This is a genomic window from Gemmatimonadaceae bacterium, from assembly GCA_020852815.1.
GTDB lineage: Bacteria > Gemmatimonadota > Gemmatimonadetes > Gemmatimonadales > Gemmatimonadaceae > SCN-70-22.
Genome location: JADZAN010000001.1, coordinates 194,939 through 210,310, shown reverse-complemented (window position 1 = coordinate 210,310; position 15,372 = coordinate 194,939). Strand labels below are relative to the sequence as shown.

Below are 15,372 nucleotides of genomic sequence, written 5' to 3'. Positions count from 1 at the left end.
TCGAGGCAGTCATGAGCCTGCATCCGAACGACATCCAGCGGCGTGGCCGGTTGGCGGCGGTGCTCGTCACGCTGTCGCTCGTGGCACTGGCGACCGGGTTCTTCCGCGCCCAGGTCCTGGAGAGTGCGTCGTACCAGTTGTCGTCGGAGAAGAACCGCCTGCGCGAAGTGCCGATCCCCGCGGCGCGCGGGATGATCTACGACCGGCATGGGCAGATCATCGCCGAGAACGTCCCCGGCTACTCGGTGTCGATCCTCGCCCCCAGCGCCGACTCGCTGCAGGCGACGCTGGAGCGACTGGCCACGATCATCGATCTTGCGCCTGGCGACATCCAGTCGGCGGTGCGCCGGCTGCGGCGCGATCCCAATCGTCCCACCGTCGTCCTCGCCGACGCGTCGTTCGACCAGGTGTCGGTGCTCGAGGAGCACCGGACCGAGTTCCCCAGCCTCATCATCGAGGCCACGCCCAAGCGACGCTATCCGGATGGCCCGATCGTCTCCGCTTTCGTGGGCTACACGGCGGAGATCAACGATTCAGAGCTGAACTCGGCGGAGTACAAGGCCTACAAGTCGGGCCAGCAGATCGGGCGGGCGGGGCTGGAGCAGCAGTATGAGCGCGAGCTGCGTGGCACCGAAGGGTCGCGCTTCGTGGAGGTGGACGCGCGCGGGCGCGTGGTGCGCGAGGCCGGCTCGCGCCCCGACCGCCTGGCGCAAGCGGCGCCGGCGCTGCAGACCAACATCGACCTCGACCTGCAGCGCTTCGTGGCGTCCTACTTCGGCGACTCGCTGGTGGGGGGCGTCGTGGCGCTGGAACCGAAGACGGGCGAGGTGCTGGCGATCCACAGCGCCCCGACCTTCGATCCCAACCGCTTCATTGGCGGCGTCTCGTCGGCGTACTACAAGGAACTCACCGAGGACGCGCGACGACCGTTGTACAACAAGGCAATGCAGGGGCGCTATCCCCCGGCGTCGACCTTCAAGCTGGCCACGGCGGCAATGGCGATGGAGGAGGGGCTCGTCGACTTCGACTCGCGCATGCCGCAGCCGTGCACCGGGGGCTACACCTTCGGCAACCGCTACTTCCGCTGCTGGGACAAGAAGGGGCACGGCTCGGTGACGCTGTCGCAGGCCATCGCCAAGTCGTGCGACGTGTTCTTCTACCAGCTGGGGCTGCGGATGACGCTGTCCAAGATGCTGGCGGGCGGGGTCAAGCTGCGCTTTCGCGAGAAGAGCGGAATCGACCTCCCCAACGAGACGACGCCGCAGTGGCCGTACGCCGTCGACTACTTCAACAAACGCTACGGAGCCAAGGGGTGGAGCAACGCGGTGACGCTCAACCTGTCCATCGGGCAGGGGGAGAATACCCAAACGATCCTCAACATGGCGCGGTTCTACACCGCGCTGGCCACCGATGGCTCGGCGGCACGCCCGGAGGTCGTCAAGCGCAATCCCGATCGCGTGCGCATCCTCGACCTCGACGCGAAGCAGCTGGCGGGGCTGCGTGACGCCATGGCAGACGTCGTCTCGGGGCGCGGCACCGCGGCGTCGGCGCAGATCGAGGGGGTCATCCTCGCGGGCAAGACGGGGACCGCGCAGAACGAAACCGAGAAGGACCACGCCTGGTTTGTCGGCTTCGCGCCGAAGGACGACCCGAAGATCGTCGTGGCAGTGATGCTCTGGCAGGGCGAGCACGGCTACGCCGCGGCGCGCATCGCGTCCAAGGTTGTCGAGCACTACCTCAAGCGCCCCGCCATCCAGCCGGCAAACGTCGAGGGCGACAATTGATCAAGCGCGTCTTTGCCGACTACCCGCTCGTCATCATCGCGCTCTTCCTGTCGGCGTACGGGATAGGGATCGTCTACTCGGCGGGGCAAACCGACGTCATCCAACCGGCGGTAGCGGCGGCGTACAAGCGGCAACTCGGCTGGTTTGCCGTGGCCCTCGTCTCGGCGTGGGTGCTGAGCCGCGCGTCGGTGCGACTGATCGAGTGGGTGAGCTGGCCGGCGTACATCGTCGCCTGCGTCCTGTTGGTCGTCACGCTGGTCTTTGGATCGGGGGCGGGGACGGCGGCCAGCATGAAGGGGTGGCTCACGATTGGCGGCGTCCGACTCGGACAGCCGGCGGAGTTGGCCAAGGTCACGGTCGTCCTCATGCTGGCCAAGGTGCTGGCGGTGAATCGCGAGGCACCGCGTTCGCTCCTCGAGCTCTGGCGACCGGCGCTCGTCGTGCTTGTGCCATGGTTGCTCGTGATGGCGCAGCCCGACCTCGGCACCGGGATGGTCTTCGTGGGGATCTTCTTCGCGATGCTCTTCTGGTCGGGGGTCTCGGGGCCGCTGCTCCTGCTGGCGGCATCGCCGGCCATCTCCCTCGTCCTGTCGTACAAGACCATGGCGTGGGGGGCCTGGTTCCTCATCCTCATCGCCGTGGTGCTCTGGTACAAGCCCTACGTCGTGGAGGGCGTCGTACTCATCGTCACCAATGTGGCGATGGGGGTGCTGGCGCCCATCCTGTGGGAGAAGCTCGCCCCTCACCAGAAGGCGCGACTGCTGGTCTTTCTCGATCCGTCGGAAGATCCCAAGGCGTCGGGCTACCACGTCATCCAGTCCAAGATCGCCATCGGGTCGGGAGGGTGGCTGGGGAAGGGGTTCACGCTGGGGACGCAGAAACGCGGTTCGTTCCTTCCCGAGCAGCACACCGACTTCATCTTCGCCGTGGTGGGCGAGGAGCTGGGCTTCATCGGCGTGTCGGTCGCGCTCGCGCTCTTCCTCCTCCTCTTCCTGCGCGTGATCCGCGTGGCGTCGCGGGCCAACGACTCGTTCTCGTCGCTCGTGGCCTTCGGATTGTTAGGGAGCTGGCTGGTGCACGTGATCGAGAACGTGGGGATGACGCTCAACCTCATGCCGATCACCGGGATCCCGCTCCCGTTCTTCTCGTACGGCGGGTCGTTCATGCTCGCGTGCTGGATCGCCATCGGCATCCTGGTGCGCATCTCGTCGGAAGGGCGCGGCGAGGCGGACGCCCTCCCGATCGGGCTGCGGCGGTAGCGAGGTGTGGGGCGCTTGGGGGGGGTGGCGTCCCCCTACCCGCCCGGTCACGCGCCCTCCATCTTTCTCCCCATATGGCCTGGTTCCGGAAGGAAAAGAAACTGCGGCAGCCGAGGCGCGAGCGCCTCGAGATCCCCCCGGACGTCTGGGAGAAGTGCGAGGCGTGCGGGCACACGGACATCCACGACAAGTTCGCCCGCAACCTCAACGTCTGTCCGCAGTGCGACTACCACCGGCGAATCCGCGCCGTCGAGTACGTCACGATCCTGCTGGACGGCGACAAGTGGGAGGAGACGGAGACCGACCTCAAGTCGCTGGACGCCCTCGGCTTTCCGGACTATGAGGGGCGCCTCAAGAAGGCGCGGGCCAACGCCGGCGACACCGACGCGATTCTCACCGTGGCCGGGACGATCGGCGACATGCCGGTCAACCTTGGCGTGATGGACTTTGCCTTCATGGGCGGCTCGATGGGGTCGGTGGTCGGCGAGAAGATTGCGCGACTCGCGCAGCGCTCGCTCGAGCGCAAGCATCCGCTCATCGTCATCTCGGCGTCTGGCGGGGCGCGCATGCAGGAAGGGGTGCTGTCGCTGATGCAGATGGCCAAGGTGTCGGCGGTCCTGTCGCAACTGGCGGAGCGCCGCATCCCCTACGTCTCCATCCTCACGAACCCCACCACGGGTGGGGTGAGCGCCAGCTATGCCATGCTCGGTGACGCGATCATTGCCGAACCGGGAGCGGTGATCGGCTTTGCGGGGCCGCGCGTCATCAAGCAGACGCTGGGGCAGGACCTTCCCGAGGGGTTCCAGACGGCCGAGTTCCTGCTGGATCACGGGATGCTCGACATCGTGGTGCACCGCAGGGAGCTGAGGCAGACGGTGGGGCGGCTGCTGCGACACATGAGCGGCAAGCCCGCAGCCGCGGCGTGGGCGACGACCTGAGCGGCTCGTCGGGGCGCTACCAGGAGGCCCTCCAGTACCTCTTCGCGCGCACGACCGGCAAGAGCAAGTTTGGGCTTGAGCGGACGAGGGCGCTGCTGGCCGCGCTCGGCAATCCGCAGGAGCGCCTTCCTTGCTTCCACGTGGCCGGGACCAACGGGAAGGGGAGCGTGTGCGCCACGCTGGAGGCGCTGTTGCGCGCGCGCGGGCTGCGCACCGCCAAGTACACGTCGCCGCACCTGGTCGACTTCCGCGAGCGATTCGTGATCGACGGCGTTGCTGTCGATCCCGCGTACATCGTGGACTTCATCACGACGCGCACCGCCGAGGTGGAGCGTATCGGGGCGACCTTCTTCGAGGCGACCACCGCGATGGCCTTCCACTACTTCGCGGAGTCGCTCGTCGACGTCGCCATCATCGAGACCGGGCTGGGCGGGCGTCTCGATTCGACCAACGTCGTTAGGCCCCTCGTCGCCGGCGTGACCTCGATCGGGATCGACCACGTCGAATACCTCGGCGATACCCGCGAGGCGATTGCCGTGGAGAAGGCAGGGATCTTCAAGCCCGGCGTGGTGGCCGCGAGCGGCGAGCCCGACGCGGTCATCGACGCCCTGCTCCTGCAGTTGGCGCGCGAGCATGGTGCATCGCGCGCGGTGAGCGTCTGGCGCGACGCGCCGCCGCACAACGTCACCGTTGGGGCGACCGGGACGACGTTCGACCTCGAGGTGGATGGGGGGCGCCGCCGACTGCACACGCCGCTGGCGGGGGCGCACCAGGCGTCGAACGCGGCGCTTGCGCTCCTCATGCTTCGTGCGGCTGGCGCGCCGTACTGGGGGGGGTGGGAAGGAGCGGCTGCGGCACTCGACCGCGTGCGACTCCCCGGGCGCTTTCACATGGCGCCGCCGTACATCTTCGACGTGGCGCATAACCCCGATGGTGCCGCCGTCCTGGCGAGCACGCTGCGTCACGTGGCGCCGGCGGCGCCGGTGGCCGCGCTCCTGTGCGTGCTCGAGGACAAGGATTGGCGCGGGGTCATGTCGACGCTCGCCCCCGTCGTCTCGCACTTTGTCCTCACCGACGCTCCAACCGCGCCGCGCAGCCGGTCGTGGTGCCTGGGCGACGCGGAGGCTTATGCGTTGGCGCACGGGTGGTCGGCGACGGCGGAGCACGATTTCGATCGCGCGTTGGCGCTGGCGCGCTCACGCGGCGCGACGGTGCTGGTCACCGGCTCGTTCCACACGGTGGGCGATGCGATGGCTCGCTTGCAGGTCGATCCGCTGGCCGGGTAGCTTTCCCCAATGTCGACCGGAGCACTTCCAGGTTTTCGCGATTTCTACCCCGAACAGTTCGCACAACGCGCCTGGCTCTTCGAGCGGTGGCGCGACGTGGCGCGGCGATTCGGCTTCGTCGAGTACGACGGCCCCCCGCTGGAACCGCTGGAGCTCTACACCAGGAAGAGCGGGGACGAGATCGTCGGGCAGCTGTACAACTTCGAGGACAAGGGGGGGCGTCAGGTGTCGCTGCGCCCCGAGATGACGCCGACCGTTGCCCGCATGGTGGCGGCGCGCGCCAACGCGCTGCGCAAGCCCGTGCGCTGGTACTCGATTCCCCAGCTATTCCGCTACGAGCGGCAGCAGAAGGGGCGGCTGCGCGAACATTTCCAGCTCAACGTGGACATCTTCGGCGAGTCGGACGTTGCCGCCGATGCGGAGCTGCTGGCGGTGGCCTGCGAGAACATGCGTGCGTGCGGATTGGGGCCGGTGGATGTGGTGGCGCGCGTCTCCGACCGCCGACTCCTGACGGCGCTCGTCCGCGGCCTTGGCGTTCCGGACGCCGCCACCGGCGCCGTGTTTGCAGCTGTCGACAAGATCGAGCGCGAGCCGGTCGAGGCGCTGGTGAAGAAGATGACCGACGCCGGCGTCACGGCGGCGTCGGCCGCGCGACTGCTCGACGTCGTGAAGGCGTCGGACTTCGAGGCGCTGCGCCACGAGTTCTCCGGCGACGGCGACGTGACGGCGGCGCTGGAGCGCTTCGATGCGTACCGCGCGCTGCTCGAGGCGCACGGCGTGCTCGAGTACCTCAAGCTCGACCTGACGATCGTTCGCGGCCTTGCATACTACACCGGGATTGTCTTCGAACTGTTTGACGCCAAGGGGGAATTTCGCGCCGTGTGCGGCGGGGGGCGCTACGACAACCTCCTGCAGGCGCTGGGCGGCGTGGACATGCCGGCGTTAGGCTTCGGCATGGGCGACGTGGTGCTCGGCGAGTTGCTCAAGGCGCGCGGGAAGATGCCCTCGGGGTTGCCCGCCATCGATTACTGGGTGGCCCCGGTGGACGCGACGCACCGCCTTGCGGTCGCCGGGCTGGCCGCCAGGTTGCGCGGCGCTGGCGCGAGTGTCGAATCGCCCCTCAAGGATCAGGCGTTAGGCAGGCAATTCAAGGCCGCCAACAACGCCGGCGCCCGCGCGGTGGTCATCGTGGGTGACCGCTATCGCGATGCGCAGGAAGTGGAGTTCAAGGACCTCGCGAGCGGCGAGCAGGTCGTGCGCCCGGTCGCCTGGCTCCTCGACCACGCCCGCACCCGTTCCACCGGCGCCAACGACCGACCGTGACGAGACGAGAGACCGCACGCAACTCTCGAATCGGGCGAGATTCTCTCTCCCGTCTCCCGTCCCCCGTCTCCCGTCCCAGTTATGTCTGACAAGAAGATCACCCCCCGCGCCGAGGACTTCAGCGCGTGGTACAACGAGACCGTGCTCCGCGCCGAGCTGGCCGACTACTCGCCCGTGCGCGGCTGCATGGTCATTCGCCCCAACGGCTACGGCATCTGGGAACGCATGCAGCGCGCCCTGGACGACATGTTCAAGGCCACCGGGCACCGCAACGCGTACTTCCCGCTCTTCATCCCCGAGAGCTTCCTGCACAAGGAAGCCGAGCACGTCGAGGGCTTCGCGCCCGAGGCGGCGGTCGTCACGCACGGTGGCGGCAAGCAGCTCGAGGAGCCGCTCGTCGTCCGCCCCACGTCGGAGACGATCATCTACTCGATGTACGCCAAGTGGGTGCAGTCGTATCGCGACCTCCCCATCCTCATCAACCAGTGGGCCAATGTGGTCCGTTGGGAAATGCGCACGCGCCTCTTCCTGCGCACGCTGGAGTTCCTCTGGCAGGAAGGGCATACGGCGCACGCCACGCACGACGAGGCCGAGACGGAGACACGCCTCATCCTGGGCGTGTACCGGAAGTTCATGGAAGACTGGATGGCCATGCCGGTCGTCACCGGGCTAAAGACGGACAGCGAGCGCTTTGCCGGTGCGCTGCGCACGTACTCGTGCGAGGCGATGATGCAGGACAACAAGGCGCTGCAGGCGGGGACGTCGCACAACCTGGGGCAGAACTTTGCCAAGGCCTTCGAGCTCAAGTTCCAGGGTGAGTCGGGCGCGATCGAGTACGCCTGGAACACGAGCTGGGGTGTCTCGACCCGCATGATCGGCGGCCTGGTGATGACGCACGGCGACGACAACGGGCTCCGCATCCCGCCCCGCCTGGCCCCCATCGAGGTCGTCATCGTCCCGATCTGGAAGAGCGACGAGGAGCGCGCGCGACTGCTCGAGGCGGCGTACCAGGTGAAGCAGGACCTCACCACATGGGGCGCTCGCGGCGACGATCGCATCCGCGTGCACGTCGACGCGCGCGAGGGGATGAAGCCCGGCGCCAAGTACTACGAATGGGAGCTGCAAGGGGTCCCGTTGCGGCTGGAGATCGGCCCACGCGACCTGGCCAACGGTGCGTGCATGTCGGCGCGACGCGACACGCGCGCCAAGGCGTCGCTCTCGCTCACCGGACTCCCCGAGACCGTTGCCTCGCTCCTCACGACCATGCAGGGCGACATGCTGCACGCGGCGCGCGAGCGTCGCGAGGCCAACAGCGTGCGCGAGCCAATCTCCTACGATCGCTTCCGGGAGCTGATGGAGGGTGACGGTGCCTTCGTGTACGCCGGGTGGAATGGCGATCCCGCCATCGAGGCGCGCGTGAAGGAAGAGACCAAGGCGACGATCCGCTGCATTCCCGAGCCCGAGTTCCTCACGCACGGCGCCGCGGCCCGCTGCATGGTGACGGGCGAGCCCGCCCGGCACACCGTCATTTGGGCCAAGGCCTACTGATGGCGTCGTTCGCCCGCGTCGACGGCACGCTGCACTGCGAAGGTGTCCCCCTCGACCGGCTCGCCGAGTCGGTGGGGACGCCGGCGTACGTGTACAGCGCGTCGTCGATTCGACGGCAGTTCGCGCGGCTGGCGCGGGCGCTGTCGCCCGTGCCGCACCGGATCCACTATGCCTGCAAGGCCAACGCCTCGCTCGGTTTGCTCCAGCTGCTGCGGTCGGTTGGGGCACGCATCGACGTCGTGTCGGGGGGCGAGCTCTTTCGCGCTCGCGCGGCCGGGTTTCCTCCGGGCGACATCATTTTCGGCGGGGTGGGGAAGTCGCCGCGCGAGCTGCGCGAGGCGATCGCTGCCGGCGTGCACGTGATCTCCATCGAGTCGGAGGCGGAGTTGCGCCTGCTCGACGCGCTGGCCAGCGAGCAATCGGCCATAGTGCGCGTCGGGATCCGCGTCAATCCCGAGATCACCGTCGAGACCTTCCACGCGTACATCAAGACCGGGCAAAAGGGCGACAAGTTCGGCGTCCCCTTCGACGAGGCGCACGCGGTGGCGCGCGTGGCGGCCACGCTCGGCAACGTGCGTCTGGTCGCCATCGGGATGCACATCGGTTCGCAGCTCACCGACCTCGGCGCCTATCGCCATGGCATCGAGCGGCTGGAGGCGCTGATTGGTGCGTTGCGCGCCGAGGGGGTCACGACGCTCGAGCATGTCGACATCGGCGGCGGGCTGTTCGTCCCCTACGATGGTGAGGACCCGGCAGATCTCGCGGCGTACACGTCGATCGTGCTCCCCGCTGTCCAGCGTTTGGGCCTCGAGCTGATCGTCGAGCCGGGGCGCTTCCTCGTGGCCGAGGCGGGGGTGCTCCTCGCGCGCGTGCTGTATCGCAAGCGGAGCGGCGGCCGCGACATCCTCATCACCGATACCGGGATGAACGACCTGCTGCGCCCCTCGCACTACGACGCGTATCATCGCCTCGAGGCGGTGCAGCACGCATCCACGCGCGGGCGCTTCGACGTCGTGGGCCCCATCTGCGAGAGCGGCGACTTCCTCGCCCTCGATCGCGACCTGGAGTCGGTGGAACCCGGGGCGCTCCTCTGCCTGTTCACCGCTGGTGCATACGGCATCAGCATGTCCTCGAACTACAACGCGCGCCCGCGCGCGGTCGAGGTGCTCGTCGACGGCGATCGCTGGGCCGTCATCACGGTGCGCGAGACGTACGACGACCTCGTGCGGCGTGAGTCGGCTTCCCCATCCTGGAGGACCTGCTGATGCTGGTCGGGCTTCTCTCCGACACCCACGATCGCCTGCCAGCGATCCGGTCGTTGCTGGAGTACATGCAGAAGCGCGGTGTGGGGATCGTCCTGCACGCCGGCGACTTCTGCGCCCCCTTCTCGCTCAGGCCCTTCATCGAGCTCAACATGCCGATGGTCGGCGTCTTTGGGCGCAACGATGGCGACCATGAGGGGATTCGCGCCTTCGCGCAACAGGGAATGGGGCTCGAGCTGTTCGAGTCGCCGCATTCATTCGAGATGGGAGGTCAGCGCATCCTCCTCGTGCACGACCTGGCCGATGCATCGCCCCGGTCGGTCGAGTCGCATGGCGTGGTCGTGCACGGCTTCACGCATCGGGAGGAGATGATGATCAGGGGCGAGACGCTGATCGTGAACCCGGGCGAGGGTTGCGGCTGGCTGCACGGCGAGCCTGGTGGCGCGATCCTCGATACCGCGACCAAGGAAGTACACTTCTTCAAGCTCAAGGACGTTCACACATTCGAGGCCTCGAACGACGCGTGAGCCTGCCGCATACCGGAAGCCGCATCCTCATCCTCGACTGCGGGTCGCAGTTCACGCAGCTCATCGCGCGCCGCGTGCGCGAAGCGCGTGTCTTCTCCGAGATCCATCCACCCACCCGTTCGCTGGAGTGGATCCGCGAGTGGGCCCCCACGGGGATCATCCTCTCCGGCGGCCCGTCGTCGGTGAGCGATGACGGCGCGCCGACATTCGATCCCGCCATCCTCGACGTCGCGCCAGTGCTCGGCGTGTGCTACGGCATGCAATGGATTGCCGTTGCGGCTGGCGGGGTAGTCACGGGCGGCGGCCGGCGCGAGTACGGGCGCGCCGAGATCGCCGTGAAGGAGAATGCCGGGATGTTCGCCGGCTTCGACCCGGACGAACGGTCGCAGGTCTGGATGTCGCACGGCGACCACGTCGACGTCGTCCCCCCGGGTTACGTCCTGACCGCCGCCAGCGCCGACAACCCCGTCGTGGCCATGCGCCACGAGTCAAAGCCGATCCATGCCATTCAGTTCCACGCAGAAGTGCATCACACCGTGCGTGGACCGGACATCATCGCCAACTTCCTCTTCGAGATCTGCAAGTGCGAACCGGGGTGGACCCCCGGGCACTTCATCGAGGACGAAGTCGCCAGGATTCGCGAGCTGGTCGGCGACAAGCACGTCATCTGCGGCCTCTCGGGAGGCGTGGATTCCTCAGTGGCGGCGGCGCTCGTGCACAAGGCCATCGGCGACCAGCTCACCTGCATCTTCGTCGATACCGGGCTTCTGCGCCTGCACGAGCGCGAGCAGGTGGAGCGGACGTTTCGCGCCCACCTCGGGATCAAGCTCGTCACCGTCCGCGCCGAGGAACGCTTCCTCTCCGCGCTGGCTAATGAGGGAGAGCCGGAGAAGAAACGGAAGATCATCGGCCACACGTTCATCGACGTCTTCGAGGACGCCGCCGCCGAGGCGGGGAAGGACGCCGAATTCCTCGTGCAGGGAACGCTGTACCCCGACGTGATCGAGAGCGTGAGCGCCAAGGGCGGCCCCAGCGCCACCATCAAGACGCATCACAATGTCGGCGGGCTCAAGCCCGACATGAAGTTCAAGCTCATCGAGCCGCTGCGCGAACTCTTCAAGGACGAGGTGCGCAACGTGGGGCGCGAGCTCGGGCTCCCCGAGGAGATGGTCGGGCGTCACCCGTTCCCGGGGCCCGGACTGGCCATCAGGATCCTCGGCGATGTGAGTGCGGAGAAGGTCACCGTGCTGCAGAAGGCCGATGCCGTCTATCTCGAGGAGATTCGCGCCGCCGGATTGTACAACGACATCTGGCAGGCGTTCGCCGTCCTCCTTCCCGTGCGCTCCGTGGGCGTGATGGGGGACTATCGCACGTACGAGAACGTGGTCGCGCTGCGCGCCGTCACCAGCACCGACGGGATGACCGCCGACTGGTATCCGTTCCCGTACGATGTGTTGGCGCGCATCTCGTCTCGCATCATCAACGAGGTGAAGGGGGTCAATCGCGTGGTGTACGACGTGAGCTCGAAGCCACCGGCGACGATCGAATGGGAGTAGGGGCGGGACGGGAGACGGGGGACGGGAGATGGGAGTGTCGCGGGGCGCCGGAACGGCGCCCTGCTGCGTCTCGTGCGGTGCGGCGACGCGTCGCGCCGCTGTGCGATTGCACGTGACGGCGGACATTGGCGTGCGTGGGGGGGCGTTGCGCATTCCCACGCGTCGCGAGCTCCGCGATGTGGCGCGCCTCGCGCTGCCGATCGTCTTCGTGCAGGTCGGGCTCAACTTCATGGGGACGGTCGATGCGGCGATGGTGGGGCGCGTCTCGGCCGTCGACCTCGCCGCCGTGGCCCTGGGCAACTTCTGGTGGATCACCGTGGCCCTGTTCGGCGCCGGCGTGATCATGGCGATCGATCCCGTCGTCTCGCAGGCGGTGGGCGCCGGCGCCAACAGTGAGGTGGCGTTAGGCGTGCAGCGCGGGCTCCTGCTTGCGCTCGGCGTCGCCGTCTTCGCTTCCCTGTGCCTCCTCCCCACGGAGTGGCTCCTGCGCGTGCTGCGCCAGCCGCCAGAGGTCATCCCGCTGGCGGCGCGCTGGGTGCGCCTCCAGGTCGTCTCCACCTTTCCGTACTTCATCTTCGTCGCCATTCGACAGAGCCTCCAGGCGCATCACGTCACGCGTCCCGTGGTCGTGGCGGTGATCGTCGGCAACGTCGTGAACGTGGTGCTCAACTGGATCTTCATCTTCGGGCACCTGGGTGTTCCCCCGTTAGGCGCCGAAGGGTCGGCGATCTCGACCACCATCGGTCGCTTCGTGATGACCGCGACGCTCGTCGTGCTGGGGTGGCCCTCGTTACGGCACGCGGTGCGCCCGTGGCGCGTGGAGTCGCGCCGGTGGGTTCCCATCGCTCGCATGCTGCGCGTCGGGCTTCCCATCGGCGTTCATCAGTTCTTCGAGGTGGTCGCCTTTGGCGGCGCGCTCGCCCTCATCGGGATGCTGGGAACGGTGCCGCTCGCGGGGCACGAGATCACCATCAACCTGGCGGCCCTCACTTATATGGTCCCGTTAGGCATCAACGCTGCCGCCGCCGTCCTCGTGGGGCGCGCCATCGGGCGCGGCGACATGGACGGGGCGCGACGTGAGGCCAGCGCGGCCTTGGCGTGCGGCGTCGGCTTCATGGCCTGCGCCGCGGTCATTCTCGTCACCTTTCCCTTCCCGCTGGCGCGCGCCTTCACCACCGACGCCGCTGTCATCGGCGTCGCGGCGACGCTCATCCCCATCGCCGGGATCTTTCAGCTCTTCGACGGGGTGCAGGGCGTTTCCAGCGGCATCCTGCGCGGGGCAGGGGACACGCGCGTCCCGATGCTGCTCAACGTCCTGGCGTACGCGGTCGTGGGGCTTCCGCTGGGCGCATGGCTCTGCTTCGGCGCTCAGTGGGGTGCCGCGGGGATGTGGTGGGGGTTGGTGGCTGCCCTCGTGGTCGCCGCCTGCGCCCTGGGGTGGCGCGTCCACACGCACCTGGGTCGCGCCCTCACACGCATCCGCGTCGAGAGCGAGGCCCCCGAGAACGCCCTCACGGCGAACGAGTAAGGACGATCGGTGGGCGTCGCGCGCGTGGACACCAAGCGCGCGCCGGAGCGGAAGGCGGCGCGAGTGCCGGACAATTCTTCAGGCTCACCCCGCTTGCGAAATGTCGCGCAACCACTCGACTGGTGACGGAATCGGCTGTATCGTTTGGCATGAATCCGACCATACGGCTGGCGCTGCGTGGCGCGAAGTTCATGCTCGTCGGCGCGCTCACCGCGTCGTTTCTGGGCGTCATCACCTTCCTCCCGGGCGAGCTGGTGGCCACGGCGGACCTGCCGGGTGGCTCGCGCATCTCGCTCCCGCTGGTATGGGGAGTGTGCTGGGCCTGCGGACGCGTGGGAGGCGTGGTCGGACTCATCTTCTTCATCATCCGCCGCACCCTCATGGGCGAGGTCGCCGATCCGCGCCAGGCATCGGCCGGCGGTCCGACGGTCGCGGCAACGGAAGGAGACGCGCTGGCGACGTGAGGCGGAGACGCGCTGGCGTCGCGAGGCGGAGACGCGCTGGCGTCGCGAGGTTGTGGCGCGCGAAAGCGCTCGTTCGCGAGGACCCGACACTCTCGGCGAATCGTTGAAAGATGCGGGAACGAGAAAGGGGCGACCGAACGGTCGCCCCTCGTGCGTCTCACTCAACGCGTCGGCGTAGCGCTAGACGCCCTTCTCCTCCAGCAGCGCCATGAACTCGGCCGGCGTCGCGATCGCGAGCAGTCGGTCGGGGACGTCGGACTCCTTGCTGAACTGGGCGATCTTGCCCAGCACCGGGAGGTACTGGTTGGAGACCTCGAGCGGAGGGGCGACGATGAGAAAGAAGAACTTCACCGGCTTCTCGTCGATCGCCTTGAAGTCCAGGCCGCTCGACTTCCGTCCGAAGGCGACGCGGAGTTTGTTCACGACCAGCGACCGGCAGTGCGGGATGGCAATGCTGCGACCTATCCCCGTCGATCCCAGGTTCTCGCGACGCTTCAGCATCTTGAAAAGCATGGCGTCGGACTTCTCGTCGAGGCGGAGGAGCGCGATCAGCTCCTTGAGGATCTCGTCCTTGGTGGTCCCTTCGAGATCCAGCTTGATCGCATCTTCGGAGAAGAACTCGCGCAGCTCCATCGAACCCTCAGATCGTCCACGTGCCAGAAGTGCCACCGCCTCGTGGGCGGGACACGTCGCCCGAGCGGCGCGACTCGTCGCGCACCTGCGAGCGGCGGAAGACCGCGCAAGTTATCGGGCGCCGCAAGTCGTGTCAAAGCTTCACGTTGAATCACCTTTCGGGCGCCGTTAGCTTCACCCCCATGCGCTTCCCGTTTCCCGTCTCCCACGACGTCCCGCTCTTCCTCGCCCCCATGGCGGGGGTTTCGGAGTCGCCGTTCCGCCGCCTGTGCCGGCGGCACGGGGCCGACGTGGTCGTGACCGAGTTCCTTTCCGCTGAGGGAATCCGGCGCGAGAACCGGGCGACGATCTCGAAGCTTCGCTTCGGCGCGGACGAGCGCACCATAGGAGTGCAGATCTTTGGCGCCGATCCCGAGGCCATGCGAGAGGCGGCGGCGCTCGTTACCGACGTCTTCCAGCCCGAGTACATCGACATCAACTTCGGCTGCCCGGTCAAGAAGGTCGTGCGGCGCAACGGCGGCTCCGGCTGCCTCAAGGATCTCGACCTCGTCCAGAGGGTCATCCGCGCGGTGATTGCGGGGACACACCTCCCAGTCACGGTGAAGATTCGCTCGGGGTGGAGTGAGGAGATGCGCGACCCTGTCAGAATCGCCCTCGCCTGCCAGGGGGCTGGGGCGACCGTCGTCGCGCTACACCCCCGGACCCGCACCCAGATGTACACGGGGGCGGCGAACTGGGACGAGATCGCGCGCGTCAAGGAGGCGGTCGAGATCCCGGTCATCGGCAACGGCGACATCAAGACCGCGCACGATGCACTGCGCATGCAGCAGGAGACCGGGTGCGACGGCGTGATGATCGCGCGCGGGTCGTTTGGGCAGCCGTGGATCTTTGGTCAGGCTCGCGCGCTCCTCGATGGGCGCGAGATGCCGGCTGCGCCAGCGGTCGAGGAGCGATTCGCTATCGCGTTGCAGCACGCGAAGATGGTGCAGGCATATGAAGCAGATCCTCAAGGGGCAGCGCTCGAGTTCCGCAAGCACCTTGGCTGGTACGTGAAGGGGCTGCCCAACTCTGCGGAGCTGCGCAAGCGCCTCCACCAGGTGAACTCCTTCGACGAGGTCGAAGGGATTTTCGGCGACTACCTGCGCGAACGCGATTGCTCGCTGCCCGACTGCGTCGGTGGCGATGAGGCGTCCGGACCACCAGGCGATGAGACGGACGGCGTCAGCGGCGGATCGCGCGAAGCCGCATAGGGCGGTACCGGCGG

13 protein-coding genes are annotated in these 15,372 nt (G+C 67.7%); 12 read left to right on the top strand and 1 reads right to left on the bottom strand.

What is annotated here, in order from left to right:
• Positions 1 to 11 precede the first annotated feature (11 nt).
• From mrdA to IT359_00940, 11 genes are all read left to right on the top strand, one after another.
• Positions 12 to 1,784: a penicillin-binding protein 2 gene (gene mrdA / locus IT359_00990; GenBank protein ID MCC6927537.1), complete on the top strand. Its 1,773-nt coding sequence runs from the start codon at positions 12 to 14 to the stop codon at positions 1,782 to 1,784.
• Positions 1,781 to 3,043 carry a rod shape-determining protein RodA gene (gene rodA / locus IT359_00985; protein ID MCC6927536.1) on the top strand — a complete coding sequence of 421 codons (1,263 nt, stop codon included), beginning with the start codon at positions 1,781 to 1,783 and terminating at the stop codon, positions 3,041 to 3,043. The genes mrdA and rodA overlap by 4 nt, the downstream gene beginning before the upstream one ends.
• 74 nt (positions 3,044 to 3,117) lie before the next feature.
• Positions 3,118 to 3,981 carry an acetyl-CoA carboxylase carboxyltransferase subunit beta gene (locus IT359_00980; protein ID MCC6927535.1) on the top strand — a complete coding sequence of 288 codons (864 nt, stop codon included), beginning with the start codon at positions 3,118 to 3,120 and terminating at the stop codon, positions 3,979 to 3,981.
• Positions 3,966 to 5,267: a bifunctional folylpolyglutamate synthase/dihydrofolate synthase gene (locus IT359_00975; protein ID MCC6927534.1), complete on the top strand. Its 1,302-nt coding sequence runs from the start codon at positions 3,966 to 3,968 to the stop codon at positions 5,265 to 5,267. The genes IT359_00980 and IT359_00975 overlap by 16 nt, the downstream gene beginning before the upstream one ends.
• Positions 5,268 to 5,276: 9 nt before the next feature.
• Positions 5,277 to 6,590, top strand: a complete 1,314-nt coding sequence (locus IT359_00970) for a histidine--tRNA ligase (GenBank protein MCC6927533.1) — start codon at positions 5,277 to 5,279, stop codon at positions 6,588 to 6,590.
• Between the two features lie 81 nt (positions 6,591 to 6,671).
• Positions 6,672 to 8,138: a proline--tRNA ligase gene (locus IT359_00965; protein MCC6927532.1), complete on the top strand. Its 1,467-nt coding sequence runs from the start codon at positions 6,672 to 6,674 to the stop codon at positions 8,136 to 8,138.
• Positions 8,138 to 9,403 carry a diaminopimelate decarboxylase gene (gene lysA / locus IT359_00960; GenBank protein ID MCC6927531.1) on the top strand — a complete coding sequence of 422 codons (1,266 nt, stop codon included), beginning with the start codon at positions 8,138 to 8,140 and terminating at the stop codon, positions 9,401 to 9,403. Before IT359_00965 ends, lysA begins: the two co-directional genes overlap by 1 nt.
• Entirely contained in the window at positions 9,403 to 9,927 is a 525-nt protein-coding gene (locus IT359_00955) for a YfcE family phosphodiesterase (GenBank protein ID MCC6927530.1), read from the top strand. The genes lysA and IT359_00955 overlap by 1 nt, the downstream gene beginning before the upstream one ends.
• A 2-nt stretch (positions 9,928 to 9,929) precedes the next feature.
• Complete coding sequence (gene guaA, locus IT359_00950) at positions 9,930 to 11,483, top strand: glutamine-hydrolyzing GMP synthase (GenBank protein ID MCC6927529.1); 1,554 nt, start codon at positions 9,930 to 9,932, stop codon at positions 11,481 to 11,483.
• A gap of 112 nt (positions 11,484 to 11,595) precedes the next feature.
• A complete protein-coding gene (locus IT359_00945) occupies positions 11,596 to 13,011 on the top strand; it encodes an MATE family efflux transporter (GenBank protein MCC6927528.1) in 1,416 nt (471 codons plus the stop codon).
• Positions 13,012 to 13,160: 149 nt separating this feature from the next.
• Positions 13,161 to 13,475, top strand: coding sequence for a hypothetical protein (locus tag IT359_00940; protein ID MCC6927527.1), 315 nt, complete (start codon positions 13,161 to 13,163; stop codon positions 13,473 to 13,475).
• A gap of 180 nt (positions 13,476 to 13,655) precedes the next feature.
• Here IT359_00940 and IT359_00935 read toward each other — a convergent pair whose 3' ends face one another.
• The gene (locus tag IT359_00935) at positions 13,656 to 14,108 is read right to left on the bottom strand and encodes a PTS sugar transporter subunit IIA (GenBank protein ID MCC6927526.1); all 453 of its coding nucleotides are present in this window, start codon (positions 14,106 to 14,108) and stop codon (positions 13,656 to 13,658) included.
• 182 nt (positions 14,109 to 14,290) lie between these two features.
• Here IT359_00935 and dusB point away from each other — a divergent pair, with 182 nt between their 5' ends.
• On the top strand, positions 14,291 to 15,358 hold the full coding sequence (gene dusB, locus IT359_00930; protein ID MCC6927525.1) for a tRNA dihydrouridine synthase DusB: 1,068 nt from the start codon (positions 14,291 to 14,293) through the stop codon (positions 15,356 to 15,358).
• Positions 15,359 to 15,372: the final 14 nt, after the last annotated feature.